The sequence below is a fragment of the Streptomyces sp. CA-251247 genome (genome assembly GCF_050952975.1).
GTDB lineage: Bacteria > Actinomycetota > Actinomycetes > Streptomycetales > Streptomycetaceae > Streptomyces > Streptomyces achmelvichensis.
Genome location: NZ_CP191861.1, coordinates 3,891,661 through 3,917,862 on the forward strand (window position 1 = coordinate 3,891,661; position 26,202 = coordinate 3,917,862).

20 protein-coding genes, 1 tRNA gene and 1 riboswitch are annotated in these 26,202 nt (G+C 72.1%); of the genes, 9 read left to right on the forward strand and 12 right to left on the reverse strand.

What is annotated here, in order from left to right:
• Nucleotides 1–6 precede the first annotated feature (6 nt).
• Nucleotides 7–1,281, forward strand: coding sequence for an MFS transporter (locus ACQPWZ_RS17045; RefSeq protein ID WP_340477904.1), 1,275 nt, complete (start codon nucleotides 7–9; stop codon nucleotides 1,279–1,281).
• A gap of 27 nt (nucleotides 1,282–1,308) precedes the next feature.
• Here ACQPWZ_RS17045 and ACQPWZ_RS17050 read toward each other — a convergent pair whose 3' ends face one another.
• Both ACQPWZ_RS17050 and ACQPWZ_RS17055 read right to left on the reverse strand, forming a co-directional pair.
• The gene (locus ACQPWZ_RS17050) at nucleotides 1,309–2,958 is read right to left on the reverse strand and encodes an ATP-binding SpoIIE family protein phosphatase (RefSeq protein WP_356706159.1); all 1,650 of its coding nucleotides are present in this window, start codon (nucleotides 2,956–2,958) and stop codon (nucleotides 1,309–1,311) included.
• A gap of 107 nt (nucleotides 2,959–3,065) precedes the next feature.
• The gene (locus ACQPWZ_RS17055) at nucleotides 3,066–4,463 is read right to left on the reverse strand and encodes an NAD(P)/FAD-dependent oxidoreductase (RefSeq protein WP_356706163.1); all 1,398 of its coding nucleotides are present in this window, start codon (nucleotides 4,461–4,463) and stop codon (nucleotides 3,066–3,068) included.
• Between the two features lie 414 nt (nucleotides 4,464–4,877).
• On the opposite strand from ACQPWZ_RS17055, the gene ACQPWZ_RS17060 reads away from it, so the two are divergent.
• Nucleotides 4,878–5,666, forward strand: coding sequence for a TetR/AcrR family transcriptional regulator (locus tag ACQPWZ_RS17060; RefSeq protein ID WP_433571762.1), 789 nt, complete (start codon nucleotides 4,878–4,880; stop codon nucleotides 5,664–5,666).
• Between the two features lie 229 nt (nucleotides 5,667–5,895).
• Nucleotides 5,896–7,935, forward strand: coding sequence for a sigma-70 family RNA polymerase sigma factor (locus tag ACQPWZ_RS17065; RefSeq protein WP_433571763.1), 2,040 nt, complete (start codon nucleotides 5,896–5,898; stop codon nucleotides 7,933–7,935).
• 200 nt (nucleotides 7,936–8,135) lie between these two features.
• Here ACQPWZ_RS17065 and ACQPWZ_RS17070 read toward each other — a convergent pair whose 3' ends face one another.
• The gene (locus ACQPWZ_RS17070) at nucleotides 8,136–10,262 is read right to left on the reverse strand and encodes an asparagine synthase-related protein (RefSeq protein ID WP_340473924.1); all 2,127 of its coding nucleotides are present in this window, start codon (nucleotides 10,260–10,262) and stop codon (nucleotides 8,136–8,138) included.
• Nucleotides 10,263–10,967: 705 nt separating this feature from the next.
• On the opposite strand from ACQPWZ_RS17070, the gene ACQPWZ_RS17075 reads away from it, so the two are divergent.
• The 4 genes from ACQPWZ_RS17075 to ACQPWZ_RS17090 all read left to right on the forward strand — a co-directional run bounded on the left by ACQPWZ_RS17075 (nucleotide 10,968) and on the right by ACQPWZ_RS17090 (nucleotide 16,469).
• On the forward strand, nucleotides 10,968–12,389 hold the full coding sequence (locus tag ACQPWZ_RS17075) for an MFS transporter (RefSeq protein WP_313945492.1): 1,422 nt from the start codon (nucleotides 10,968–10,970) through the stop codon (nucleotides 12,387–12,389).
• Nucleotides 12,390–12,486: 97 nt separating this feature from the next.
• The gene (gene lhgO, locus ACQPWZ_RS17080) at nucleotides 12,487–13,695 is read left to right on the forward strand and encodes an L-2-hydroxyglutarate oxidase (protein WP_433571764.1); all 1,209 of its coding nucleotides are present in this window, start codon (nucleotides 12,487–12,489) and stop codon (nucleotides 13,693–13,695) included.
• 495 nt (nucleotides 13,696–14,190) lie between these two features.
• The gene (gene trmB / locus ACQPWZ_RS17085; protein ID WP_433571765.1) at nucleotides 14,191–14,967 is read left to right on the forward strand and encodes a tRNA (guanosine(46)-N7)-methyltransferase TrmB; all 777 of its coding nucleotides are present in this window, start codon (nucleotides 14,191–14,193) and stop codon (nucleotides 14,965–14,967) included.
• A gap of 155 nt (nucleotides 14,968–15,122) precedes the next feature.
• The gene (locus ACQPWZ_RS17090; protein WP_433571766.1) at nucleotides 15,123–16,469 is read left to right on the forward strand and encodes a PrsW family intramembrane metalloprotease; all 1,347 of its coding nucleotides are present in this window, start codon (nucleotides 15,123–15,125) and stop codon (nucleotides 16,467–16,469) included.
• 134 nt (nucleotides 16,470–16,603) lie between these two features.
• Here ACQPWZ_RS17090 and ACQPWZ_RS17095 read toward each other — a convergent pair whose 3' ends face one another.
• The 3 genes from ACQPWZ_RS17095 to ACQPWZ_RS17105 all read right to left on the reverse strand — a co-directional run bounded on the left by ACQPWZ_RS17095 (nucleotide 16,604) and on the right by ACQPWZ_RS17105 (nucleotide 19,652).
• Nucleotides 16,604–17,644, reverse strand: coding sequence for a M23 family metallopeptidase (locus tag ACQPWZ_RS17095; RefSeq protein ID WP_340473929.1), 1,041 nt, complete (start codon nucleotides 17,642–17,644; stop codon nucleotides 16,604–16,606).
• 11 nt (nucleotides 17,645–17,655) lie between these two features.
• Nucleotides 17,656–17,812, reverse strand: a riboswitch (cyclic di-AMP (ydaO/yuaA leader).
• A gap of 450 nt (nucleotides 17,813–18,262) precedes the next feature.
• On the reverse strand, nucleotides 18,263–19,402 hold the full coding sequence (locus ACQPWZ_RS17100) for a PP2C family protein-serine/threonine phosphatase (protein WP_340473932.1): 1,140 nt from the start codon (nucleotides 19,400–19,402) through the stop codon (nucleotides 18,263–18,265).
• A gap of 176 nt (nucleotides 19,403–19,578) precedes the next feature.
• A tRNA-Met gene (locus ACQPWZ_RS17105) sits at nucleotides 19,579–19,652 on the reverse strand.
• A 117-nt stretch (nucleotides 19,653–19,769) separates the two neighbouring features.
• Between ACQPWZ_RS17105 and ACQPWZ_RS17110 the strand changes: the two genes are divergently transcribed.
• Nucleotides 19,770–20,366: a hypothetical protein gene (locus ACQPWZ_RS17110; RefSeq protein ID WP_433571767.1), complete on the forward strand. Its 597-nt coding sequence runs from the start codon at nucleotides 19,770–19,772 to the stop codon at nucleotides 20,364–20,366.
• Nucleotides 20,367–20,427: 61 nt separating this feature from the next.
• On the opposite strand, the gene ACQPWZ_RS17115 is transcribed toward ACQPWZ_RS17110, so the two are convergent.
• The 4 genes from ACQPWZ_RS17115 to ACQPWZ_RS17130 all read right to left on the reverse strand — a co-directional run bounded on the left by ACQPWZ_RS17115 (nucleotide 20,428) and on the right by ACQPWZ_RS17130 (nucleotide 23,345).
• A complete protein-coding gene (locus tag ACQPWZ_RS17115; protein WP_433571768.1) occupies nucleotides 20,428–21,177 on the reverse strand; it encodes a MerR family transcriptional regulator in 750 nt (249 codons plus the stop codon).
• Nucleotides 21,178–21,272: 95 nt separating this feature from the next.
• Nucleotides 21,273–22,505 (reverse strand): RNA polymerase sigma factor, encoded by a 1,233-nt coding sequence (locus ACQPWZ_RS17120; protein WP_433571769.1) that lies wholly within the window; start codon nucleotides 22,503–22,505, stop codon nucleotides 21,273–21,275.
• The gene (locus tag ACQPWZ_RS17125) at nucleotides 22,502–22,918 is read right to left on the reverse strand and encodes a YciI family protein (protein ID WP_340473936.1); all 417 of its coding nucleotides are present in this window, start codon (nucleotides 22,916–22,918) and stop codon (nucleotides 22,502–22,504) included. The genes ACQPWZ_RS17120 and ACQPWZ_RS17125 overlap by 4 nt, the downstream gene beginning before the upstream one ends.
• Nucleotides 22,919–23,135: 217 nt before the next feature.
• Nucleotides 23,136–23,345 (reverse strand): hypothetical protein, encoded by a 210-nt coding sequence (locus tag ACQPWZ_RS17130; RefSeq protein WP_340473937.1) that lies wholly within the window; start codon nucleotides 23,343–23,345, stop codon nucleotides 23,136–23,138.
• A gap of 219 nt (nucleotides 23,346–23,564) precedes the next feature.
• On the opposite strand from ACQPWZ_RS17130, the gene ACQPWZ_RS17135 reads away from it, so the two are divergent.
• Nucleotides 23,565–24,500 carry a peptidoglycan recognition protein family protein gene (locus ACQPWZ_RS17135; protein ID WP_433571770.1) on the forward strand — a complete coding sequence of 312 codons (936 nt, stop codon included), beginning with the start codon at nucleotides 23,565–23,567 and terminating at the stop codon, nucleotides 24,498–24,500.
• A 72-nt stretch (nucleotides 24,501–24,572) separates the two neighbouring features.
• Here ACQPWZ_RS17135 and ACQPWZ_RS17140 read toward each other — a convergent pair whose 3' ends face one another.
• Nucleotides 24,573–24,887, reverse strand: coding sequence for a hypothetical protein (locus tag ACQPWZ_RS17140; protein WP_433571771.1), 315 nt, complete (start codon nucleotides 24,885–24,887; stop codon nucleotides 24,573–24,575).
• A gap of 279 nt (nucleotides 24,888–25,166) precedes the next feature.
• Complete coding sequence (locus tag ACQPWZ_RS17145; RefSeq protein WP_356706148.1) at nucleotides 25,167–25,745, reverse strand: hypothetical protein; 579 nt, start codon at nucleotides 25,743–25,745, stop codon at nucleotides 25,167–25,169.
• Nucleotides 25,746–26,202 lie beyond the last annotated feature (457 nt).

Sequence of the window (26,202 nt, forward strand, 5' to 3'; positions counted from 1 at the left end):
GCTGCGATGCGCCGGATTCAGGCGGGGAACGCGCTGAGCGCGTTCGGACTCGGCTTCACGGTCCCGTATCTGTACGTCTATGTGGCGCAGGTACGGGATCTTGGCGCGACGACGGCGGGAGCTGTCCTCGCGGTCTTTGCGATGGCCGCCCTCGTCGCCCTTCCCTTCACCGGTCGTGTGATCGACCGCCGCGGACCGCTGCCCGTCCTGGTGGGGGCCGCGCTGCTGGCCGGCGCGGGCGCCGTGTCCATGGGGCTGGCGGGGAACGTGCCCGCCGTCGTGCTGTCGGCGGCCCTGCTGGGCGCCGGTACCGCGATCATGCAGCCGGCACTGGCCACCATGATCGTGTGGACCTCCGACTCCACGACCCGTACGCGCGCCTTCGCCACACAGTTCTTCCTGCAGAACCTGGGCCTCGGCATCGGCGGGCTGATCGGCGGGCACATCGTCGACGCGAGCCGGCCGGGCAGCTTCCTCCTGCTGTTCGGTATCGAGGCCGCGATGTTCCTGGTGCTGGCCGGTATCGCGCTCACCGTGCGGCTGCCGCGCTCCCTCTCACTGCACGAGCTGCGGCCCGAGAACGCCGAGGCCAAGGCTCGCGGCGGGATGCGTGCGCTGCTCGGCCACAAGGCCATGGTCCAGCTGTGCGTCCTCGGGTTCGTCCTCTTCTTCGCCTGCTACGGACAGTTCGAGTCGGGGCTCGCGGCCTACGGCACCGAGGCAGCCGGGATCCAGCCGTCGACGCTCGGCACCGCGCTGGCCGCGAACACCGCGGTGATCGTGGTCGCCCAGTTCGTGGTGCTGAGGTTCGTCGAGCGCCGCAGCCGCACCCGGGTGATCGCCGCTGTCGGGCTGATCTGGACGGTCGCCTGGCTCATCGCGGGCTACGCGGGCCTCGGGCACGGCAGCCAGGCGATGGCGACGGCTGCGTTCGTCTCGACGTACGCGCTCTTCGGGCTGGGTGAGGCGATGCTGTCGCCGACCGTCGCGCCACTGGTCGCCGATCTGGCGCCGGAGTCGATGGTCGGGCAGTACAACTCGGCGTTCGCCCTGGTCAAGCAGCTCGCGCTGGCGGTCGGTCCGGCCGTGGGCGGGCCGATGGGGGCCGCGCTGCACGGCCCGTACATCGTGACGTTCGTACTGTTCTCGCTCGGCATCAGTGTGCTGGCGCTGCGCCTCGGCAAGCAGCTCACGCCGGTGCAGGACAAGCCCGCGCTGGTGTCGAAGTCGCGGGTGGTGGCGGTGCACAAGCCCGCCGAGGCCGTGGAGACACCGGTCTGAGGGGCTGAGCCCGCGGTGACCCCTGCCCTACGAGGGCAGGGCGAACTCGCACCAGACGGCTTTGCCGCCGCCCGGCGTGCGGCGGCTTCCCCAGGACGAGGCGATCGTCGCGACGATGGAGATCCCACGGCCCGCCTCGTCCTCCGTTTCCGCACGGCGGCGGCGCGGCAGGTGGTCGTCGCCGTCCGTGACCTCGATGATCAGCCGGCGGTCGGTGCGGCGGAGTCTGAGGCGCATCGGCGGGGTGCCGTGCTGGAGGGAGTTGGCGACCAGTTCGCTGGTGGCCAGGACGCCCAGGTCGTGCAGCTCCGGGGAGAAACGCCAGGACGCGAGGACTCCGGAGGCGAACGCGCGGGCGCGCGGGGCCGCTTCGATGCCGCCGAGCAGATCGAGCGCCGCGTTGTGGAAGAGCTCGGCCGCCGCACCCGTACGCGTGGGGTGCTGGACGACGAGGACGGCGACGTCGTCGTCGTGCTCCGCCGTCACCCCCAGCGAGCGGATCAGCCGGTCGCAGACGACCTGCGGGGTGCCCGTCGCCCCCGCGAGGGCACGCTCCAGGGCGGCCACTCCCTCGTCGATGTCCTCGCCCCGGCGCTCGACCAGGCCATCGGTGTAGAGGACGGCGCTGGAGCCGGGCGGCAGGGCGATCGTGCCCGAGGTGTGGATCCAGCCGCCGGTGCCGAGCGGCGGGCCCGTCGGGTCCTCGGCGCGGCGGACCGAGCCGTCCTCGTCGCGGACAAGGATCGGCAGATGGCCGGCCGACGCGTACACGAGCCGGCCTTCGTTCGGGTCGTGCACCGCGTAGACGCAGGTGGCGATCTGGCTGGCGTCGATCTCGGCGGCCAGGCCGTCGAGCAGCTGGAGCACCTCGTGCGGCGGCAGGTCGAGCCGGGCGTAGGCGCGGACGGCGGTCCGCAGCTGGCCCATGACGGCGGCGGCGCGCACCCCGCGGCCCATCACGTCGCCGATGACGAGCGCGGTACGGCCGGCGCCGAGGGTGATGACGTCGTACCAGTCGCCGCCGACCGCCGCGTCCGTACCGCCCGGGCGGTAGTCGGCCGCGATCCGCAGATCGTCGGGCTGCTCCAACTCCTGCGGCAGCAGGGACCTCTGGAGAGTCACCGCCGTCTCGCGGTGACGGCGCTCGCTGGCCCGCAGCCGCTCGGCGGCCTCGGCATGGTCGGTGACGTCGGCGGCGAAGACGAGGACCCCGCCGCCTTCGTCGGGGCTGTCGACCGGCAGGCAGGTGGCGGTGTACGAGCCTCCGCCGCGGACCTTGCGGGACTTGACCGTCCGCGGCTTTCCGCTGCGCAGCACCTGGTCCATGAGCGGGAACAGGCCCAGCTCGGCGAGTTCGGGGCAGGCACCGGCGGCCGTGGCGCCGGCCGGGCGGGGGCCGAAGGCCGCGGCGTACGCGTCGTTCACGTAGGCGATGCGGTGCTCGGGGCCGTACACGAGGGCGACCAGGGCGGGCAGGCTGCCGAGCACCTCGCGGACCGGGAAGTCCTCGATGGCGGGCGCGTCGGGCAGGGGCTCCGGCTGCTGTTCGTACTCGCCGCGGGCCGCGGGGACCGAGCCCTCCCCTCGTTGTACGGGGGAGATCCCGTGGTCGGTCCTCCGCGCCGCGCCGCGGCGCTGAGTACCGGGGAGCCTCGAGCTCCAACGCGTGAAGTTCACTGACTTACTTGCCTCAATGGTTGTCGCCAAGGGTCACTCTGTGCAGGTGTGAGCCCACCTATGGTCACACGTCCAGTGTGACCGAACGGACTGCTGACCGCCGCCGGCTAGTTGCCTCTGGGGTCGCTCTGCTGCTCGTCCTTCGACCCGCCCTCGGGCCCGGGGAGGGTCCCGCCGTGGGGCCGGTGCCGCGCGCCGTCGGGGCCGTGGCCGGGGCGTTTGCCGCCGGCGGCGAGCTCGAACTCGGCCCGCGGGTGCTCCAGCGATCCGAGCGAGACGATCTCGCGCTTGAAGAGCCCGGCGAGGGTCCATTCCGCGAGCACCCGCGCCTTGCGGTTGAAGGTCGGGACACGGCTCAGGTGGTAGGCGCGGTGCATGAACCACGCCGGGTAGCCCTTGAGCTTGCGGCCGTAGACGTGGGCGACGCCCTTGTGGAGGCCGAGGGAGGCGACGGAGCCGACATATTTGTGCGCGTACTGCTGGAGCGGTGCGCCGCGCAGCGAGGCCGCGATGTTCTCGGCGAGCACCTTGGTCTGGCGCACGGCGTGCTGGGCGTTGGGCGCGGTCTCCGTGCCCGGCGTGTCGGCGGTGACGTCGGGGACGGCCGCCGCGTCGCCGGCCGCCCAGGCGTGCTCGACTCCGGCGACGGTGAGTTCGGCGGTGCACCGCAGTCGGCCGCGCTCGTTCAGGGGCAGGTCGGTGGCGGCCAGGACCGGCGCCGGTTTGACGCCCGCGGTCCACACGACGGTGCGCGTCGGGAAGCGGCTGCCGTCGCTGAGAACGGCGATGCGGTCCTCGCAGGACTCCAGCCGGGTCTCGAGGCGTACGTCGATGTTGCGGGCACGCAGCTCGCGTATGGCGTACGTGCCCATCTCCTCGCCCACCTCGGGGAGGATGCGGTTGCTGGCCTCGACGAGGATCCATTTCAGGTCGTCGGGCTTGATGTTGTGGTAGTAGCGCGAGGTGTAGCGGGCCATGTCCTCCAGCTCGGCGAGCGCCTCGACGCCCGCGTAGCCGCCGCCGACGAAGACGAAGGTGAGGGCCGCGTCGCGGATCGCGGGGTCGCGGGTGGAGGAGGCGATGTCCATCTGCTCGATGACGTGGTTGCGCAGACCGATGGCTTCCTCGACGGTCTTGAAGCCGATGGCGTAGTCGGCGAGGCCGGGGACGGGCAGGGTGCGGGAGACCGATCCCGGCGCGAGGACCAGTTCGTCGTACGGCAGCTCGACGGCGCCGGTCCCCTCCTCGGCGGTGGCGAGCGTGGTCACGGTCGCGGTGCGCTTGGCATGGTCGATCGCCGTGGCCTCGCCGATGAGGATCTTGCACTTGTCCAGAACTCGCCGCAGCGGGACGACGACATGGCGGGGCGAGATCGATCCGGCGGCCGCTTCGGGCAGGAAGGGCTGATACGTCATATAGGGGTCCGGCGTGATCACCAGGATCTCCACCTCGCCGCGTGCCAGCTCGTGTTTCAGCTTCTGCTGGAGACGAAGCGCCGTGTACATCCCGACGTAGCCGCCGCCGACGACGAGGATGCGCGTGCCCGACGGTGGGCCGGGGGTCGCGCCCCGGGAGTTAGCAGCCTTCACCTTCCCATGAGGCAACGGCGTCAGGCGTTTGTCCACAGGCCCGGCAAATTGTGTGACCGGAAGCCTCCGGTTGTGATGCGCCGGGCGCATCCCGCGCATTTGGGAAGGTACGCAGGTCAGGGGCGGAGAGGAGGGGGGTGCGAGGGGGCGTAATCGGGAGCCTTCCGGTCCTTGCTCCGATCGGGGGGCGCTCCGTGCGGAACTACCCCCTTCTGAATTGACCCTGGCTCAACTATGTTCGTACCTCGTCGGGGTGCCTGGTCAAGGCGCGCCCGGCAGACCAGGCGGGGAGGTCTCCGGGGGGGAGACACAGTGACCGGGGGAACGCGTATGACCATTCAGGATTCTCATTGGCAGGCTGCCGTGCCGACGGCCGTGGACGGGCATTCCGTACACGGCGGACACACGGGCGGCGAGGGCAACGGACGCGCGGGATCGGGCGGCCTCGGCCGTTCCGCACCGCTGCGGGTGGACGCACAGCGCAATCTCGAGCATGTCCTGCGGGCGGCTCGTGAGGTGTTCGGCGAGCTGGGATACGGCGCGCCGATGGAGGATGTGGCCCGTCGCGCCAGGGTCGGCGTCGGGACGGTGTACCGCCGTTTCCCGAGCAAGGACGTGCTGGTGCGCCGGATAGCCGAGGAGGAGACCTCCCGGCTGACGGAGCAGGCGCGTACGGCTCTGGGGCAGGAGGAGGAGCCCTGGTCGGCCCTCTCCCGCTTCCTGCGTACGTCGGTGGCGTCGGGCGCCGGACGGCTGCTCCCGCCGCAGGTGCTGCGCGTCGGCGTGGAGTCGGAGGAGGCGGCGGCGATCGGCGGCGAGGGCGCCCGGGTGCCGCATCAGCGCTCCGGGGCACAGCCCGAACTGCGGGTCGTCGGACAGCGTCAGGCGCCGGCGGACGAGGACGAGGGCACGGGCGCGGCGGATCTGCTCGAGGTCGTGGGGCAGCTCGTGGACCGGGCCCGGGCGGCGGGTGAGCTGCGGGACGATGTGACCGTGGCGGACGTGCTGCTGGTGATAGCCACGGCGGCGCCCTCGCTGCCGGACCCGGCGCAGCAGGCTGCGGCATCGTCACGGCTGCTGGACATCCTCCTCGAGGGACTGCGTCCGCGGTCGGCCTGAGCACTGACCGTGTGCGGCTGTGGGCAGCGACCGACCATCGCGATCCACAGCCGCAACGGCCCATCACAGAACGCCGATTGACCATTCCCCGAACGAGTGACGGTTAGTGCTCGGATTCGGTAAGTCTCCCCGGATGAGTGGTTGACGCGCATGCGGGTTCGGTGCGCTGCTGCTCTGTGGCACGCTTGCCCGGTGTTCGGGTCTGAAGGTGCTGACGGGGGCTTCCGCGATGAGCGGTGACGAACGGGACGCACGGGACGAGTCCCTCGACGGTGCGGGTGACGCAGAAGCTTCGGGACTGCCTTCGCGGCAGGTGCCGAGCCAGGGCGGGCCCGAGGGGTCCTCCGGATCGCCCGACGGCGTTCCGCCCCAAGGCATGGCCAGAGACGGGATCGGGACCAGCGGCCCCGTGCCGGCCGGTCACGCGGTGCCGCTCCAGCGCGAAGGCGGCAGCGGACTGGACTCGGTACTTCCGCCGCCACGTGAACTCCCCGCTTCGGACGCCGAGTTGATCCAGCGCATGCGCACGGGGGAGACCAGCGCCTACGAGGAGCTGTTCCGCCGCCACTCCGACGCCGTCCGTCGGTACGCGCGCACCTGTTGCCGGGATGCGCACACCGCCGACGACCTGACGGCCGAGGTGTTCGCGCGGACGCTGCAGGCCGTTCGCGGCGGCGCCGGGCCCGATCACGCCGTGCGGGCGTATCTGATGACGACGGTGCGCCGGGTGGCCGCATCCTGGACGAAGACAGCCAAGCGCGAGCAACTGGTGGACGACTTCGCGGTGTTCGCCGCCGAGGCAGCCCGCAGCACGGACGCCGCGACCGACGACACCCTGGACCTGGGCGCGGACGTCCGCGCCATGCACGAGGCCGAACAGTCCCTGGCCATGCAGGCCTTCCGGTCGCTGCCCGAGCGCTGGCAGGCGGTCCTGTGGCACACCACCGTCGAGGAGGAGTCGCCGAGCGAGGTCGCACCGCTCTTCGGGCTGACCGCCAACGCGACGGCGGTCCTCGCCGGCCGGGCCCGCGAAGGGCTCAAGCAGGCCTATCTGCAAGCCCATGTGAGCACCACGCTCACCTCCGGCGGCGACTGCGCGCGGTACGCCGACCGGCTGGGGGCGTATGCCCGCGGCGGGCTGCGGATGCGGGCCGAGCGCGGTCTGCGCAAGCACCTGGAGGAGTGCGCCAAGTGCCGGCTCGCCGTGGGCGAGCTGGAGCACGTCAACGCCGGGATTCCCGCGCTGCTGCCGGTCGCGGTCATCGGCTGGTTCGCCGCCGGCTACTCGCTCAAGGCCGCCGGGATCGTCGCCGGCGGAGCCGCCGGCGCTGCGGGGGCGGGCGCGGCCGCCGCGGCATCGGGCGGTGCGGCCGCCGGTGGTGCGTCCGGCGGCTCCTCGGGCACGGCCGGCGGAGCCGCCGTGTCGGAGGGACTCGGCGCTCCCGTCAAGGCCGGTATCGCCGCCGCCGTGGCCGTCGCGGCAGCGGCGGGCCTGGTGTGGGCGCTCTCCGGCGACCCGGCGCCCGCGCCGGAAGCAGACGCCAAGCCTCCGGTCAGCCTGCCCGGCGTACCGCAGCAGCCGCGGCCGCCGCAGCAGAAGCCCGATCCGCCGCGGCCTCCGGCACCCGGCGACCCCGCCGTACCGGCTCCGTCGGTGCGGCCCAACGACCCTGCGCCGAAGACGAATCCGGCGCCCACGCCGACCCCGGGTGCGCCCGCGCCACCCGCGCCGGCGCCGTCCGAGCCCGTGCCGTCGGACCCGCCCGCACCCACACAGGCACCGACACCGGCGCCGTCCGAGCCGCGCCCCACGCCGCCCCCGCCGCCTCCGGAGCCGCGGGTCTACCAGGTCAACCGGCTCGAGTACAGCGTGTTCGGTGACCACACCGGGCCCGAGGTGCTGCTGGGGCAGAGCAGTTGGATCTGGCAGCGCTGGGGCATGTCGGTCGACGGCCGGCGCTACGGACACGGGGTGACGGTGCACGCGCCCTCGTCGGTCACCATCGCCCTCAACCGCCGGTGCACCAGCTATGACGCGGTGGTCGGCGTCGACGACCTGACGCTGGGCCTCGGTGCCGTGCGGTTCGCCGTCTACGGGGACGGGGCGCGGCTGTGGCGCTCGCCGGTGATCCGCGGCGGGCAGGCCGGCGTACCGGCGCATGTGGCGATCGGCGGGCGGGAGAGGATCCGGCTGGTCGTGGAGCCGGTCACCCCGTTCGGTTCGGTGGCGCTCGCGGACTGGGCCCAGTCGCAGATCAGCTGCGGCTGACGGCGCCCGCGCACGTACCCGTACGGACCTTCCGCGCCCGGGGCGCGTACCCGTACCGAGGCCCCGCGCCCGGGGCGCGTACGGAGAGCCCGCGGCCGTACGACGGGTCCGCCCGCGACCGTACGGAGAGCCCAGAGCCGCACAAAGAGCCCGCGGCCGTACGACGGGTCCGCCCGCGACGGCGCGGGCCGAACCGCCGCCTACGGCTGGAGCGTTCGCCGCGGCGGTACTCCTCCGGCGACCGCCCGCTGCCGGGGAGCCGCCGAGCCCGTCCAGCAGGTGCCCCGGCGGGACAGCAGCCGCCGCAGCCACAGTTCCGTGGAGATCAGGTCGGCCAGGCCGTCCAGAGGCACCTGTTCGCCCTCCGAGGCCGCGCGCAGGGCCTTGCGGACCACCCGCGCCTCCACCAGGCCCGCGTCCGCGAGCAGCGGGGCGTCGAAGAGGGCCATCAGCGTCGGCAGCGCCGCGCGCAGGCCCTTGCGTGCCGTCGCCGTCGACGTGGCCTGGGTGGTCGCACCCCAGCCCGGCGGCAGGTCGTGGATGCCCGCACCCGCGAGGACCGTGCGCAGGATCTCCGCCCGCGCGCCCGGCCGCACCCGCAGGGATTCGGGGAGGTCGCGGCAGGCGCGGACGACCTGGTTGTCGAGGAAGGGTGCGTGCAGGCGCTGGCTGCGGACCTCGGCCGCCTGCTCCAGGATCCGGTGGTCGGACGCGTGGCGGGTCAGCGCGGCCCGGGCGCGGGCCTCGCCGGGGCGTTGCACGATCACCGGGCGTGTCGCCGCCGCCATCAGGCGAACCGATACTTCAGCCAACGCCTCACCCGTGAGCCACCGCGCGGCCGGGCCGGGCCGCGACCAGGTCAGGGCGGCCAGCGACGCACCGAGCGGGCCGGTGCCGTTCGCCCCCACGCCCTTGCGGTTCGCCTCCAGCAACAGGTCGGCGGCCGTCTCCAGGCCCGTCCGGTACGGCGTACGCGCCAGCCGCCGCGCCGCCCGGTACACCGTCACGGGGATGAACAGCGCCTGCGGCGAAGGCCCTTCGGCCCGCGCCAGCGCGGCGGCCGGCCGCAGCAGATGGCGCCGGCGCCGGTCCAGCAGCAGATCCGCGAGGCGTGCCGGGTGCGCGTCCAGCACCTGCCGTGCGCCCGTACCGGTGAAGTGGTCCGCGCTGCCGCCGGTCAGCCGGCCGCGGTGACGTTCCGCCGTGACGAGGGAAGGTGCGGGTTCGTCGGTGAGGGGCCCGCTGTCCAGGGAGGCGTACGGCAGCCCCTCCTCGCCGGCCGCGACGACCACATGGTGCAGGCGGGGGTTCTCGGCGATCGCGCGCGCCCGTTCCAGTTCGGCCTCGCGGCCGTCCTCGGTGAGGTCGTTGAAGGTGACGGCGAGGAGCCGCTCGCCCGCGCCGGTGCCGTGGCCGAGCACCGTGCCGGGGACGCCGGGCAGCCCCGCCGCGAGGAGCGCGAGCGTGCCGGACGCGCTGCCGCCGGACAGGTCCGCGCCGATGCCGGGCGCCGGCCCGCCCCTGGCGGCGCGGCGTTCCGCGGGCCCCATGCCCGGCACGGGCCCCGGGTCCGGAGGCAGGGTCTCGGGTGCGTGCCGGGGGGCGGTGAGTCGCGCGCGCACCGCGTCGACCAGGGCGTCCCGTACGCCGTCGACCGCGCGCGCCGCCTCGATCTGCGGGCCTGCGACGGCGAGCGAGGCGACCGGCTCGTAGCCGGTGATCTCGCGGGAGCCCTCGCGCAGGATCAGCGCGTGCCCCGGCGGGATGCGCTTGACCCCTTCGTACGGGGTCGAGTCGCGCAGCGCCTCGGGTGTCTCGGGGCAGGCGAGCAGCGCGGCCAAGTGGCCGATGTCCAGCTGGGCTTCGATGAGATCGGCGAGCGGGAGGGCGGCGGTCGCGTAGGCGGTGCCGTTGGCCCAGGGGGTGTGGAAGACGGGTCTCGCGCCGGCCAGGTCGCCGATGACGGTGATCCGGCGCCCTATCTGGACGACCGCGGTGTAACTGCCGGCCCACGAGGTCAGATGGCGAAGGGCCCCGCCGCGGGCGGACAGCAGTCCGGCCCGCAACTCGTCGTCCCCGGCCGCGCAGCAGCCGAGGACGGCGAGTCTGGTGATGGGGACCTGGCCGACGACATGGGCGGGCGGATCGGCGGTGACGACGCGCACCTCGTCGGGGCGCCAGTCACCGACCGCCCACAGCGGGTCCGGGTCGCCCCACAGGAGCTGCGAACCGACGGGGTGAACGGTGCGGCCCTCGTCGGACTCCCCGACGGCTCCGGCCGTACCGAAGTTTGCGGCGATACTGCTCCACCCCACCAACCACCGCATCGCCGCCTCCACAGGCTGTGGACAAACCATGGCCGTCGAGCCCCGGCCGTTCGGGAACATGCTGCCACGAAGGCAGCGCACAGGAGGGGCTCCGGGTAGCGCGCGCAAAAAGTGAACGCGCCCCCGCGGTTGGCGATTTGCTGCCTGTTCAACGAGCGGCGGAACGAGCGGCCCATACCCAAATCAGAGCAAAGGGAACGAGCGGGACAGTCGTCATTCAGCCATTCTCAGGGGCGCTTCGGGGGCTTTGGCCCGGCATACGACAGTCCGGGAGGCGCTGTTCGCCTCCCGGACCGGTCCGCCGCCCGCGGGGATTGAAGGCGGCGGTGTCCCCCAGCCCACTGGTTCCAGTACGCAGTGGGCCGACCCACGCAGCACTCATGGAAGCGGTCCCCCACCTGCCGGACCAGAGCGCACGGACGGGCGCACGGCCACACGCACGGAGCACGGCGGCGCGGCACCGCCGGCCGCCCGGCTGCTCCAGCGCACAACAATCTCGCCATACGGAACACCGCCCCTTAACGGTCAGGATGCGGCGAACTACGCTGTGTTTACTGATGTTCTCCGCCGGGGCGCATATTCCGCAGGGCTCGGCCAGGTGCTTTTGCAGCCGGGACCGCGAAGCTGCCAACCGGGGAGGACGCAGTACGAATGCCGTGCGCTGCAGAGCGACGCGGCGGCCGTCTGTGTGTCGAGGGGTGGCGCATGTCCAGGGAGCAACGCGGGCCGAACGAGAAACTCGGCACCGTTCTCGCCCTCGCGGGAATCAGCAACGCCGGTCTTGCCCGGCGGGTCAACGACCTCGGAGCGCAGCGCGGGCTGACCCTTCGCTACGACAAGACGTCCGTGGCGAGATGGGTGTCCAAGGGCATGGTGCCGCAGGGTGCCGCGCCCCATCTGATCGCCGCCGCGATCGGCGCGAAGCTCGGCCGCCCGGTGCCGCTGCACGAGATCGGTCTCGCGGACGCCGACCCGGCCCCCGAGGTCGGCCTTGCCTTCCCGCGCGATGTCGGCGAGGCGGTGAAATCGGCCACCGAGCTGTACCGCCTCGACCTGGCGGGACGGCGGGCCGGGAGCGGAGGCATATGGCAGTCGCTGGCCGGTTCCTTCGCAGTGAGCGCCTATGCGACGCCCGCGTCGCGGTGGCTGATAACCCCTGCCGACTCCTCGGTGGAGCGTTCTCTGGACGCCCTCACCGACGACTCGCCCGCCCGCGTGGGCCACAGCGATGTGGCCAAATTGCGGGAGGCGGCGGAGGACGCCCGCCGCTGGGACTCCAAGTACGGCGGTGGGGACTGGCGTTCGTCGATGGTCCCCGAGTGCCTCCGGGTGGACGCGGCACCGCTGCTGCTCGCCTCGTACTCCGACGAGGTCGGCCGCGCGCTGTTCGGCGCGACCGCCGAACTGACGCGGCTGGCGGGCTGGATGGCCTTCGACACGGGCCAGCAGGAGGCCGCCCAGCGGTACTACATCCAGGCGCTGCGCCTCGCCCGCGCGGCGGCCGACGTGCCGCTCGGCGGCTACGTCCTCGCCTCGATGTCGCTCCAGGCCACCTACCGCGGCTTCGCCGACGAGGGCGTGGACCTCGCCCAGGCGGCACTGGAGCGCAACCGCGGCCTGGCGACCGCCCGCACGATGAGCTTCTTCCGGCTGGTCGAGGCACGCGCCCACGCCAAGGCGAACGACGCGGCCGCGGCCGGCGGGGCGCTGAAGGCGGCCGAGGGCTGGCTGGAGCGCTCACGGGAGGGCGACCCGGACCCGTCCTGGCTGGGTTTCTACTCCTACGACCGGTTCGCCGCCGACGCGGCCGAGTGCTACCGCGACCTGAAGGCACCACGACAGGTACGGCGCTTCACGGAGCAGGCCCTGTCGCGGCCGACGGAGGAGTTCGTGCGCTCGCACGGCTTACGGCTCGTGGTGAGCGCCGTCGCGGAGCTGGAGTCCGGGAACCTGGACGCGGCGTGCGCGGCGGGCACGCGCGCGGTGGAGGTCGCGGGACGGATCTCCTCGGCACGGACCACGGAGTACGTACGGGACCTGCTGCACCGGCTGGAACCGTACGGCGACGAACCGCGGGTCGTGGAGCTCCGGGAGCGGGCGAGGCCGCTGCTGATGGCGCCCGCGTAGACCCGAGCGGATGTGACTGCGTACACGCCTCCCTGTTTCAGCTGGTTTAACGGCATTGTCAGCGGGCCAGTGCACTATCGGGGTGGGAGGTGACGCGGTGACGGCGTCCGGGCAGAGCTTCGACTGCGACGTGCTGGTGATCGGCGGCGGGATCGTCGGCCTGTCGACGGCGTACGCCCTCACGCGCGCGGCCCCGGGGACCCGGGTGATCGTCCTGGAGAAGGAGCCGGGGACGGCGCGCCACCAGACCGGGCGGAACAGCGGGGTGATCCACAGCGGGATCTACTACCGGCCGGGGTCGCTGAAGGCGCGCTTCGCGGTGCGCGGGGCGGCGGAGATGGTCAAGTTCTGCGCGGAGTACGGCATCGCCCACCAGGTCACGGGCAAGCTGATCGTCGCCACCGGCCGCGCCGAGCTGCCCCGGCTGCACGCGCTGGTCCAGCGCGGCCGGGAGAACGGCATTCCGGTACGGGAGCTGGGCCCCGCGCAGATCATGGAGCACGAACCGGAGGTCCGCGGGCTCGCGGCGATCCAGGTGGGCACGACGGGGATCTGCGACTTCGGTGCGGTGGCGGCGCAGCTGGCGGCCGCGTCGGACGCCGACATCCGCTGCGGCGAGGAGGTCACGGCGATCGACCGCCGCGCCTTCGGAGTCGCCGTACGCACGTCCTCCGGCACGGTGCTCAGAGCGCGGGCGATGGTCAACTGCGCGGGTCTCCAGTGCGACCGGGTGGCCCGGATGACGGGCGACGAGCCGGACATGCGGATCATCCCCTTCCGCGGCGAGTACTACGAGCTGGCGGACCCCTCGCTCGTCCGGGGACTGGTCTATCCGGTGCCGGACCCGGCGTTCCCGTTCCTCGGGGTGCATCTGACACGCGGGATCGACGGCGGGGTCCACGTCGGCCCGAACGCGGTGCCGGCGCTGGCCCGCGAGGGCTACGACTGGTCCACCCTGCGCCCTCGCGACCTGGCGACCACCCTGACCTGGCCGGGCTCCTGGCGGATCGCCCAACGCCACTGGCGGTACGGCGCGGGCGAACTGCACCGCTCGCTCTCGAAGCGCGCCTTCACCACGGCGGTCCGCCGCCTGCTGCCCTCGGTCACGGAATCGGACCTCCGCCGCGCCCCGGCGGGAGTCCGCGCCCAGGCGGTCCTGCGGGACGGCACGCTGGCGGACGACTTCCTGATCCGCGAGTCCCCCCGCACGGTCCACGTCCTGAACGCCCCGTCCCCGGCGGCGACGGCCTCGCTCCCGATCGGCCGCGAGGTGGCCCGCAGGGCGCTGCGGGCACTGTCGGGGTAGCCGCACCCCACGCCCCTGGCTACGGCAGGGTCGCGCCGCCGGGCCCGTTCCTGCCGGTTGCAGGGCCCGGTCCGGGCGACCCCACCTGTCCGCGGGGGGAGCAGGGTTCATGTGGGGCCGGCGCCCCACGCCCCCTTGGCTACGGCAGCTTCGCGCCGCATCTCATCCGCTGCATCCGAACAGGCTCAGGTTCGCTTCCGGGTGCGTATCAACGGGTCGCGTCCTCGACCGCCCGGGAGGGGGCGTGCAGGGTCGGCCCCGCAGGGGATCGGCGCAAGACCCGGGTACTCGATGCATCGCAGCTGTACGCCGCCGACCCCGAGGAGTCGAGCCCGGAGGGCCCCCGGACCCGCCGCCGCACAAGAACCCGAGGCTCAAGCACGCAGGCCCCGCCCCAGGAAACCCGACGCCGCACACGAACCCGCCGCCCCAAGGCCCAGGCCCCCAGGGACCCGCACCGCCCAACAACCCGCACCGCGTAAAATCACCCTCACTGTGTCTGAGTCCCAAGAACCCGCCCCCCAGCCCATCCGCGACCGCCGCGCCCCCCGGTTCCCCGATGGGCCCACTCCCGACCCCGCCGGGTCGCACCACGAGCGGCGCATTCGCAGTTTTCAGCCGCGGCGCAGTCGTGTCACCGCCGGGCAGGGCGATGCTCTCCAGCGGCTCTGGCCCATCTGGGGCTTCGACATCGACGGGCACCGCGTCCTCGACCTGGAGGCCATGTTCGACGGGCTGCCCGTCGTCCTCGAGATCGGCTTCGGCATGGGCGAGGCCACCGCCCAGATGGCAGCCGCCGACCCCACCACCGGCATCCTCGCCGTCGACGTCCACACCCCCGGCCAGGGCAACCTCCTCGCCCTCGCCGAGCGCAACGGCCTCTCCAACATCCGGGTCGCCAACGGCGACGCGATCATCCTCCTCCGCGAGATGCTCGCCCCCCGCTCGCTCGACGGTCTGCGCGTCTACTTCCCCGACCCCTGGCCCAAGAAGCGGCACCACAAGCGCCGCCTGATCCAGCCCGAGTTCCTCAGCCTCGTCGCCGGCTCGCTGAAGCCCGGCGCTGTCGTGCACTGCGCCACGGACTGGGAGTCGTACGCGGAGCAGATGCTCGAGGTGCTCTCGGCCCATCCGGACTTCGAGAACACCCAGGAGCACGGCGGTTTCGCGCCACGCCCCGACTCCCGGCCGCTCACGCGGTTCGAGGGCCAGGGCATCGACAAGGGCCACAAGGTGCACGACCTGCTGTTCCGCCGCACCGCAGGAGCCTGACTCCGGCGAACGGCGGCGTGCGCCGGACGAAACGCCGGACGAAACGCCGACAGAACGGCGGCGCGCGCCCGGCGCGCAGCCACCCGCCCCGGCCAAGGGCAGCCAACCCCCACGCGCCGTCGCCCGTTGTCGGTGTCCCTCGTTAGGGTCAGTGGGTGTCCGAGTCGTCGCCCCCGCAGCACCATCCACCGCACCCCGCGGTCCCGGCGTTCGAGCAGCAGCGTGTCGACGAGCTGCTCGCCGCTGTACCGGAGCGTGCCCGGTGGCGCTACAAGCCCCGCCGTGTCTCCCGGTTCTGGCACAGCAAGGCCGTCCGGGCAGGGGTGCTGATCACGCTCCTCGCCCTCTCGGGCCTCGTCATCCTGTCGCTCGTACGGGAGCAGACCGGCACCCAGGGCTTCCTGGTCGGCCTCGGCCTGGCGACCCTGCCGGTGCCTCTGCTCACCGCCGCGTTCCGCTGGCTGGACCGGGTCGAGCCGGGCCCCTGGCGGAATCTCCTGTTCGCCTTCGCCTGGGGCGCGTTCGCCGCCGCCCTCGTGGCGATCATCGCCAACACCTTCGCGACGCAATGGATAGCCACCGCCACAGCGGACCCCACGGGCGCGGACACGCTGGGCGCGACGGTCATCGCGCCGGTCGTCGAGGAGAGCGCGAAGGCCGCGGCGATCCTGCTGCTCTTCCGCTTCCGCAGACAGGACTTCCGCGGCATCGTCGACGGCGTCGTGGCCGCCGGGTTCACCGCGACGGGCTTCGCGTTCACCGAGAACATCCTCTATCTGGGCAACGCCTTCGGCGAGGACCAGCAGATGGGCTTCTCCGGGATCGCCTCGGTGACCGCGGCGACGTTCTTCGTACGGATCGTCATGTCCCCGTTCGCGCACCCGCTCTTCACGGTGCTGACCGGTATCGGCTTCGGCGTCGCCGCGCTGGCCTCACGGCGCATGCGCGTCCGGCGCATCGTGCTGCCGCTGCTCGGACTCGCGCTGGCGATGGGCATGCACGCGCTGTGGAACGGCTCGACGTCCCTGTTCGGCCCGTGGGGCTTCTATCTCGTGTACGGAGCGTTCATGGTGCCCGTCTTCGGGCTGCTGACCTGGCTCACGATATGGAGCCGGCAACGGGAACTGCGGACGATAGCCGCCGAGTTGCCGGCCTACGCCGCGGCCGGCTGGCTGTCGGCGGACCAGCCGCCCGCGCTGTCGTCGATGCGGGCGCGCACCCTCGCCCGGGATGTGGCCCGGCGCATGCACGGGCCGACCGCGGCGCACGCGGTGTCGGAGTACCAGCACTTCGCGACCTCGCTGGCGTTCCTGCGCCACCGGGCCCACCGGGGCGCGGCGGACCCGGACTTCGTGGAGCGCGAGCAGGAGCTGCTGCACCACCTGTGGCAGCGCAGGGACGTGGCGGCGCCGGCGCTGACGTACGCGGCACGGGCCACCGGGCGGGTGCACGCGCCGCCTCCGCACCGCGACTACGGCGCGTACAACCCGTACCGGACCTGACCGCGCACCGGTAGGCGCCGGAATCCCGCCCGCAACCCTGAGAACCGAGTGCAACAAAAACCGGCAGTCCTGGCGTCGGGGGGTGAGCGCCAGGACTGCCGGGGACCGAGATTCGCGGGAACGGTCCCGCAGGATCAGGGAGTCAGGCCCTTGTCCCGCAGCCAGGCCATCGGGTCCAAGCCCGAGCCGCCGGGGGTGTGGACCTCGAGGTGCAGGTGCGCGCCCGTCACATTGCCCGTGGCGCCGACGCGGCCGATCGTCTCGCCCGTCGCCACCTTCTGGCCGGCGCTCGCGGTCATCGACGACAGGTGCGCGTACCAGACCTCGGTGCCGTCCTCGAGTTCGAGAACGATGCGGTAGCCGTACGAGCCGGACCAGCCCGCCGACTTCACGGTGCCGTTGTGAACGGCCTTGGCGGGCGTACCCGTCGGGGCGGCGAAGTCCAGGCCGGTGTGCTGGCCCGAGGACCACAGGGAGCCGGACTCGCCGTACGTGGAAGTGATCGTGTACGAGGAGGTGGGGAGCGAGTAGCTCTTGGCCAGCTGCGCGAGACGCGCGGCCTCCGCCTTGGCCTTCGCCTCCTCCTCGGCCTTCTTCTTCGCGGCGGCGACCTTCGCTGCCGCCTCTTCCGCCTTCTTCTTCGCCGCGGCCTCGGCCTTGTCCGCCGCGGCCTTCGCGGCTGCCGCCTTGGCCGAGGCGACCGCCTTGGCCTCCTGCTGCTCGGCCTGCTGGAGGATGCGGGAGCGCAGCGCCTCGCCGGCGCCGCCCTGGTCGCTGTCGGAGGCGGTGTCGGCGTAGGCGATGCCCATCGCCGAGTACGTGGCCGCCTCGTCCACGACCTCCGAGGAGTCGTCGGACATGAAAGAACCGACGCCGGGAAGAGACTTGGCGTCGGGCAGATTGTCCGAGAGCGCGTCGGGAAGGGATATGGAGACCGCGGGTTTGTCCTGCGCGGTCGCGATGCCGCCCGCGCCGACCGCGGCGATCACGCCGACGCCGAGCACGGTGGAGCTTCGGGCAAGTCCGCCGCGCTGCTTGGCGACACGGTGCCGACCGCGCACCGGACGGACGGAGTCCTCGGTGGGGTTCCACTCTTCGAGGGACCGCTCCGCGCCCTCCGCACCGAAGAAGTCATTGGCGAAGGGTGCTTCTGGGGCAGGCCTGTTGGACGCCACTGAGGCGTGCTCCTTTCCTTCCTTCTCGCCTACCGGGTTAGCTGACGGGTTCGGAGCAGGAAGGTCTCCTACGAGCGCCACCCGCCGCGGAAGTCGCGGTGGAAGGTGCCCGATTCACCCCAAGGATTGGTTCCCCGGTTCCCTTGCGGAATTCGGCGCACGCGCACGGCGCCGTCCTGACGACGGCTGGGACGACCGCGCTGCGTTATCGAACGTTAATAGACGCGAGGACCGTATTCCAAGCTGTTCCGGGTGATCGTTAACGACTTCCCACGGGACCAATCGGGACACAAGCGGCCGGATTCGGGCGACTTGATCGCCCTTCGGGTGTCGTCACATTACTGACGGGTCGTCAAATGGTATGCGGAGGGGGATCTTCCCACTACGCAGCGTGCACGGGTGCCCGAGCGGGCCGAGCAGACGAGACACCCGGGAGGGTCCGCGAGTGCCCGAGACCGCCCACACGGCTCATCCGGGCGAGCCCACCGAGCCGTTCCGCGGCCCACGCACACGGCTCATCCGGCGCAGGCCCACCGACAGTTCCGCGGTCCACCGCCCGACTCGCACAGCCTCATGCGGCGAGACACCCGAGACGGTGACGCGGAGCCCGGGCGCCCCTCACGCGGGCGGCACGACCGGCACCGTCCTACGGCGCTCCGGCTGCCCCTCCGCCGGCCGGGCGACTGCCAGCAGCGCCATGTCGTCCTTCGAGCCGCCGCCGGTGTACCGGCGCACGTCGTCGACGAGCGCGTCGAGCAGTTCGTCGGGCCCGGGAAAAAGCCGTCCGGAGAGCCGCGCGCCGGGATCGTAGAACTCACCGGCCGCGTTGCGCGCCTCGCTGACACCGTCCGTGTAGAGCAGCAACGTCGCCCCCGTCGGCAGCGGATACTCCACCGCCTGGTCCGGCCAGGCCTCCAGGTCGCCCATGCCCAGCGGCAGCGCGGCCCTCGACGGCTCCAGGAATTCCAGGTCGCCGTTGGCGTACAGGATGATGGGTTCCGGGTGGCCACGGTTCACCAGCCGGACGATTCCGGCGCCGCGCGGGATCTCCCCCAGTACGGCGGTGGTAAAGCCCTCGACCGCGTCCAGGCTGTCCCGGCGCGTGCCCTCGCGCGCCAGCGCCCGCTCCAGGCGCTGGGCGACGCCCTCCAGAGAGCTCTCCTGTTCGGCCGCCTCCCGGAACGCGCCGATGACGACGGCCACCGTCTCGACGGCCTCCAGCCCCTTGCCGCGTACGTCGCCGACCACCAGCCGCACCCCGAAGGCCGTCTCCTGCACGGCGAACAGGTCGCCGCCGATGAACGCGTCGGCGAGCGCGGCCTCGTACCGTGCCGCGACGTGCAGCCCGCCGATCCGGTCGGCGGGCGTGGGCAGCACGGCACGCTGCGCGGTCTCGGCGATGACCCGGGCGGAGGCGAGCCGCTCCCCGCTCCGTCTGACGACGGTGTTGATGAGCAGCGCGAGTCCGGAGACGGTGATGAGCGTGAAGACCTCGGTGTACGCCGTGACCTCGTCGGCGGTCTGGTTGTAGAAGTGCAGCCCCAGTACCGCGAGGGTCGCCGTGATACCCGTCACCAGCGTGGTGAGCCAGGAGAAGAACGGAGCGGCGACCAGCGGGGCGGCGGCGAACAGCGGCACGGCCGTGAACTGCGCCGGAGTCGCCAGGTCGAAGACCAGCCCACCGATGATCATCAGCGTGGGCAGGGCGCGGAGGAAGCGGCGGGCGCCGTACACGCGACTCTGCTGGAACTGCGCCAACGGTGCTCTCCTCCCCGGTCCGCCCACGGCTGCGGACGGTACCGCGCCCTACCCAGGCTGTCCGGAGCCGCGCCGCTGAGCGACTCTCCGTCGGCCAACCGGGCGAAACGCGGGCCCGCAGACGGGGAAACAACAGCGGCCCGGCACTCGAGACGAGTGCCGGGCCGCTGTTTCAGTAGCGGGGACAGGATTTGAACCTGCGACCTCTGGGTTATGAGCCCAGCGAGCTACCGAGCTGCTCCACCCCGCGTCGGTAAACACCACTCTACGCCATCCGGAGCAAGATCAACTCCAATTGATGGCGCCCCCGCTCTGTCGCTCACGTTTCCGGTGGGTCACCATCTCGCGCATGAGGGGGAAACAGTCCGTGCCGACGAACGTACGTCCGCCGATCGTCCGCCCGCTCGTGCATCGAAGAGTCCGCCCGCTCGTGCGTCGAAGGGGCGGCCCGCTCGTCCGGGCCGCCGCCGCGCTGATGGCGCCCGCGATCGGCCTGGCCGCGTACATGCTCCAGCCCGGCGCGCCGGACGACAGGCTGGCGGGCGCACTGGCGAACAGCCCCCTCCCCCGCGCCCAGCTGCTGGTCATCGATCCCCCCGGCGGCTTCGAGACGGAACCGGGCAGCGGCCGTCTCGACGCGGACTTCCGTCTCCACTACAGCGCGGGCGGGCGGCCCGGCTCCGTCCCCGGCTTCGACTACGAGGTCACCGTGCGGCCCGACGCGGGCTGCCCCGAGGAACTCCCCGGCCAGATCGTCTGCCTGGACGCCGGGGACGGTTTCACCGTCGTCAAGCAGCGTCACGTCGACGGCACGGTGTCCCACTACGTCGTCCAGCGCCGCGGCACCCTGCTGCTGCGGGCGCGCACCGCCCCCGGCCTGGACGTGGAACGGCTGCGCAGCACCCTCGCCGCCGCCCGCCCCGCGACCGACGAGGAACTGGTGAGAGCGTTGCCCGGCCGCTGACCAGCGGCTGAGGACCCAGCAACTGGGGGCCGGCAGCGGAGACCGGCGGGGCCGACACTGATCACTCGTCGGTGAGGTGCCGCTCCCCGTACACCTTCATCGCGTCGCGGACCAGGACGGCGGTCCCCTCGCCGTGCCGGTCGTACGCGGCGGTGAAGCGCGGATCCGCCACGTACATCTCGCCGAGACCGATGAAGTACGACTTCGAGGGCGTCGCGGTCGTCGACAGCCAGGCGTACTGCCGCGCGGTGATCGCCTGCACCTCGTCACTCTCGGCGGACCGGCCGTCCCGGAGCGCCTGGGCGAAGGCCTGGGCGATGGAGACCTGCTCGTCCTGGAAGGCGCGCTTCTCCTCGTCGCTGAGCGAGCGCCACCAGCGGTCGCCCGTCTCGTACGCGTCCCGGCCCCAGCGCTCGGTCACCTCCTGCTCGTACTGCGTGTGGTCGAAGCCGTCGAACACTTCCTCGGCCATGAGTTCTTCCCCTCTCTCGGTCTTGTGGAGAGTGGTCCGCACCGAGGCGATCTGCCGCCCGATGCGTTCGCGTTCCTGCTCCAGGAGGCGCAGATGAGCCCGCAGCGCGGCGCCCGTGTCCCGTTGCCCTTCGAGCACCTCGGCGATCGCGGGCAGACCGAGACCGAGCTCGCGGAGCAGCAGGATCCGCTGCAGCCGCACGAGCGCGTCCGGTCCGTAATAGCGATAGCCGTTGCTGCCCACCCGGGTGGGCACGAGCAGACCGAGCTCGCCGTAGTGCCGCAGCGTGCGGCTCGTCGTCCCGGCGCGCCGGGCAATCTCCTGGATCGACCACTCCATGACTCAGACGCTAAATCTTGACGCTGCGTAAAGGTCAAGCGGCGTTTTCGGCAGCGAGTGGGCCGGTGGTCGTCCGTTATGGGCCGGAGCGCGGGTCAGGGCAGCAGCCGGGACGCCCGGGCCCGGAGATAGCGCGCCTCGGGGATGCTCAGCGTGCGCTGGGCGGCCAGCTGGTAGGCGGCGCGAGCACCCTCGACGTCCCCGGCCTTCTCCAGCAGATGCGCGCGTACGGCGTCCAGCCGGTGGTGGCCCGCCAACCCGTCCTCCAGCCCGTCGAGCTCCGCGAGCCCGGCCTCGGGCCCGTGCACCATCGCGACGGCGACGGCCCGCCCGAGCTCGGCCATCGGCTCCGGAGCCAGCCGTACGACCAGGTCGTACAGTGCGAGGATCTGCGGCCAGTCCGTGTCCTCGGCGCTCACGGCCTCGTCGTGCAGCGCCGCGATCGCCGCCTGAAGCTGGTACACCCCGGCCGGCCCCTGCCCCAGCGCCTCCTCCACCAGCGCCGATCCCTCGTCGATCGCCGCGCGGTCCCAGAGCCCGCGGTCCTGCTCGTCGAGCGGGATCAGCTCCCCGCCCGGCCCGGTCCGCGCGGAGCTGCGGGCGTCGGTGAGCAGCATCAGCGCCAGCAGACCGGTGACCGCACCCTCCTGCGGCAGCAGACGGCGTATGGCCCGGGTGAGCCGGATCGCCTCACGGGCCAGGTCGGCGCGGTGCAGCGCCCTGCCGGACGTCGCCGTGTAGCCCTCGTTGAAGATCAGATACAGGACCTGCAGCACGGCGGCGAGCCGCCGGTCACGGTCCTCGGGGCCCGGCTGCCGGAACGGCAGGCCCCGGACCCTCTGCTTGGCCCGGCTCACCCGCTGCGCCATCGTCGCCTCCGGCACCAGATGCGCGCGGGCGATCTCGGCGGTGGTCAGACCGCCCACGGCTCGCAGCGTCAGGGCGATCTGCGCGGCGGGCGTGAGTTCGGGATGGCAGCAGAGAAAGAGGAGAGTGAGGGTGTCGTCCTCGACGGGCGCACGGCTCTCCCCGGGGGCCGGAGCGGTGAAGGCGTCGCGGGGCATGAGGGTCGCGACCGTCTCCTCGCGACGGCGCCGGGCCTCCTCGCTGCGCAGCTGGTCCGTCAGCCGGCGCGAGGCGACCCTGATCAGCCAGCCGCGAGGGTTGTCCGGGATGCCGGAGTCCGGCCACTGCTCGGCGGCCGCGAGGAGGGCTTCCTGCACCGCGTCCTCGGCCAGGTCGAAGTGCCCGTAACGGCGTACCAACGCGCCGAGGACCTGCGGCGCGTGCCGGCGCAGCAGGTCCTCGACAGCGGTCGTACGGCTCAACATTCGCCTCCGGCGGCGTCCTGGATGGGCCGGATGACGACGGGGTATTCGGTCGATCCCTCGGGAGCCGGGCACTGCGCGACGCGTGCCGCGATCTCGGTGACCCGCTCGAGGCTCTCGCAGTCCAGGACCCAGTACCCGGCGAGGACCTCCTTGGTCTCGCCGTAGGGCCCGTCCGTGATGACCGGGCGGCCGTCCTTGCCGGCGGCCACCGTCCGGGTCTTCGCGGGCTCGGTGAGCCCCTGCGCGTCCACGAGTTCACCGGACTCGGCGAGGTCGTTGTTGATCGCCCCCATGAACTCGAACATCGCCTGCATGTCCTTCTCGCTCCACGCGGGGCTCTGCGCGGAAGGCTTGCCGGACATGGACTCGTAGTCGGCCTGCGTGCCCTGGACCATCACCAGATACTTCATGACTCGCTCCCTCGGATGCGCGGTCACCCTCGTGGGCAACTCTCACAGGGGACGTCGGAGCCGGTGAAGGGTTCTCGACACCTCGCGGAAGAATCCCGGGAAATCTTTTCGGGACCACCCGGCCGGGCGCCTGGCCGGGCGTCCGGCGCCGAGGAGGACTGCCGGCCGACGAGGACCGCCGGGCCGCCGACCGCCGCGTGCTGCCGGAGCGCCGGTGTTACTGGACGGCGCCCAGCACCCCGGTCACGGGGGCCACGACTCCGGTGAGCTGACCCAGCTGGCTGAGCTGGTCGAGCTGGTTCAGGGACGGTGCTCCGCCGCCCGCCTGCTCGGCGGTGTGTCCCGAGGCGTGAGCACCGGAGGCGGCCATGGCGGTGGCGCCGGCGGCGATGGCAACGGCGGTGAGGATGCGCTGTGTCTTCGTCATGCCGGGACAACGGCCGAGGGGACGCGGGGTCACGGGGACGGCTCCCGGATGACCCGCACCGACGACCTCGCTTGGGCCCGCACCGACGAAAACAGCGCCCCTGTACGAGGACTCGGGCCGACTATGGCGTGTTCTGGACCGTCCCCGGACCCGCTCCCCCGAGATCCTCTAAGGGTCCACCGGCGTGAGAGCCCACGCATCGACCTGATTGGGGGACGCATGGCCTGGTATCCGAACGCCACGAAGTACGAGCTTCAGCCCGAGTCCGACAGTCAACCCGCCATCCGGCCCACGCAGTTCATCCTGCACAGCATCGCGGCGCCCTGGACGGCGAAGCGGGTGTACGAATACTGGCGGGACAGCACCGACCTCGAAAGTCATTTCGGGCTCGGTTACGCCGGCGACCTCGGCCAGTTCATCGGCACGGAGACCCGGGCCGACGCCAACTATCAGGCCAACCGGCGCCCCGACGGAACCGGCGCGGTCTCCATCGAGACGGCGAGCAACACCAGTGCCACCGACCGGTGGACGGACGAACAGGTCGAGCGGCTGATCCGGCTGGGGGCGTGGCTGCACCACCGCCACGGCATCCCGCTGCGGATCTGCCGCACCCACGACGACCCCGGCTACGGCTACCACCGGCTGCACGAGGAATGGGCGGTCGGCGGCACGATCTGCCCCGGCAACGCCCGGGTGACCCAGTTCCGTGAGGTGGTCTTCCCCGGCATCGTCGCCGAAGCCGCGAACCCCAGCCCGCCCGAGGAGGACGAGATGCCCATCGCCAAACTGCACGAGTCGAACGCCTTCGATGTCGAACTGCCGTCCGGCTCCTGGGTGGGCCTCGCCTTCCGGGACGCGGTCATCCACGCCGGCCCCCGCACGCTGATCGGCCCGCTCTACGTCCAACTGACCATCGGCGACGCCCCGCAGGGCACCCGCCTGGACGGCCGCTTCTACGCCACGAACCCGGACGGCTCGTCGCCCTCGGGCTACGGCGACCTCACCAAGTGGGGCGCGGGCACGCACCAGTTCCTGCACAACGTGGACGTCCCGGCGGGCAAGCACCTGCGGTTCGAGGTCTGCGCGACGACGCCGGACGGCAGCCCGGTGAGGCTGATCCACCGGCTGGTGACGGGGGATTACGTGGCGTCGTGAGGCACGTACGAGCGGGCGGTGCGCAGGTGCCCGCCGCCCGTTCGCACACCGTCCGATGCCGTGGCACGGCTGTCAGCCCTCACCTACGACCAGCGGGACGATGACCGCCGCCACGGCAGAGGCCAGGCCGCCCACCGCCAGAAAAGCGGCGAACTTCTCCTTGGCGGTGGGAAATACCGCCTGAGACAGCTTCCCCACTTTGCTGCGCAGCACGATCATCTTCATCTTCTGCCACCGGTGCTGGCGCAGGCTGCAACCCAGCAGAATGCCCGACGCGTTGCGTCGGCAGTAGCTCCTGCCGTCGCGATTGACAGCTCCGCACCAGACGGGGACTTGGAAGAGCGCGTAGGCGCTCACCGCCAGTGACAAGGTCGCCAGCAAGGGCACTGAATCGCTCTGACCCCAAGCGACAATCAGTGCACCAACAGCCACAATTCCCCAATACGTGCGGATTCCCCTCGTGGCGGTGGAACGTAGTGGGCGCCCATCAACCGAGCCAGGGCGCATTCAGGCCCAGCGAAGGTACGTCGTGCGCCCCGCAGGCCCACTGCGCCGTCGTCACCGTCTCAAGGGCCCCGGTCAGCACACGGGTGCGGCGGCCGAACGCGGCGGTCGGTACGTCATGCCGTCTGGCTCGTCCGAGGGTGGAAGGGCGCCTTCGTGCGTTCAGGGCCAGACAGGGCGGCCGGTCTCCCAGAGGGCGGACACGTGTGACGCGAACCGGTCGTAGAGGCCGTCATCGCCGAGGCGGCGCAGGTGCAGCATGGGCGACTCGTGTCCGAGCAGGTTCGAGATGTGGGGCGTCACCAGCATCTGGTCGTCAAAGGCGAACACCGACAGAGCGATGTGCTCCTCACTGAACCGGGCCTGCACTCCCGGCGCCTCGCGGATCTTCCCGAGCGCGTCGAGCGTGATCCGGATGCGGGTGCCGACCGTCAGCGGTACCGCCTCGACTTCTTCGCGCCGCCGGGTGACCTCGGACTCCGGGTCGCCGACGATGAACCGCACCGAGCATCCGTCCTCGCCCTTACGTCGCAGCCGGTCGCCGAGACGGGGATGCTCCTGCCAGATGAAGTAGTTCGTGTAGCCGGCGAAGGTCATCGACTGCGACGCACCATCGATGAGCTTCGCCCACACCGAGGTGGGGCAGGCGTTGCGGTACGGGTAAGCCGCCACGATCTCGCGGTCGGGTCCCGTCTTCACGGCTGACCGGACGGCCTTCGGCCACAGCACCTCTGCGCTCACTCCCAACGCGACCTGTACGTCAGCGCGGGTCCGCGGATGAGGGACCCGTGACGGATCGGATAACCACCGCTCGGCCGTCTTAACCGTCACTCCGACTGTACGGGCGAGGCGACCGGCGGTCATTTCCGCTTGAGCCATAGCATCGGCCAGCGCCTTGTTCAACGTTGCCCCCGAGGACGTTTGGGCTTTCTCGGACCTTAGAGCCGCATCGTCCGAAGCGTCGCGTTACGGCCGTAGAAACGTCCAAACGGCTGGTCCAGGGTGAGGACATGACGGAAAAGCGACAGGCCGAACCGCCTTCCTCGCCGGAGGCGCATCGCCAACCAGTGGCGTCACCAGGCGGAGTCGTCCGCAGCGAGCCGAAGCATGTTGTTGTCGAACTGCCCGAGGGCGCAAGCATCCCGCCGGGATCCATGGCGTACCCGCCGTGCCGCTGCCGGCGCTGCCGCGACCGTCG

Bases quoted from the DNA above. Each gene is read 5' to 3' on its own strand.
- ACQPWZ_RS17070 (WP_340473924.1), bottom strand. From the start codon at position 10,262: ATGCGGTGGTTGGTGGGGTGGAGCAGTATCGCCGCAAACTTCGGTACG.
- ACQPWZ_RS17130 (WP_340473937.1), bottom strand. From the start codon at position 23,345: ATGACGAAGACACAGCGCATCCTCACCGCCGTTGCCATCGCCGCCGGC.
- ACQPWZ_RS17055 (WP_356706163.1), bottom strand. From the start codon at position 4,463: ATGTACACGGCGCTTCGTCTCCAGCAGAAGCTGAAACACGAGCTGGCA.
- ACQPWZ_RS17125 (WP_340473936.1), bottom strand. From the start codon at position 22,918: ATGAAGTATCTGGTGATGGTCCAGGGCACGCAGGCCGACTACGAGTCC.
- ACQPWZ_RS17065 (WP_433571763.1), top strand. From the start codon at position 5,896: ATGAGCGGTGACGAACGGGACGCACGGGACGAGTCCCTCGACGGTGCG.
- ACQPWZ_RS17075 (WP_313945492.1), top strand. From the start codon at position 10,968: ATGTCCAGGGAGCAACGCGGGCCGAACGAGAAACTCGGCACCGTTCTC.
- ACQPWZ_RS17045 (WP_340477904.1), top strand. From the start codon at position 7: ATGCGCCGGATTCAGGCGGGGAACGCGCTGAGCGCGTTCGGACTCGGC.
- ACQPWZ_RS17060 (WP_433571762.1), top strand. From the start codon at position 4,878: ATGACCATTCAGGATTCTCATTGGCAGGCTGCCGTGCCGACGGCCGTG.
- ACQPWZ_RS17135 (WP_433571770.1), top strand. From the start codon at position 23,565: ATGGCCTGGTATCCGAACGCCACGAAGTACGAGCTTCAGCCCGAGTCC.
- ACQPWZ_RS17115 (WP_433571768.1), bottom strand. From the start codon at position 21,177: ATGGAGTGGTCGATCCAGGAGATTGCCCGGCGCGCCGGGACGACGAGC.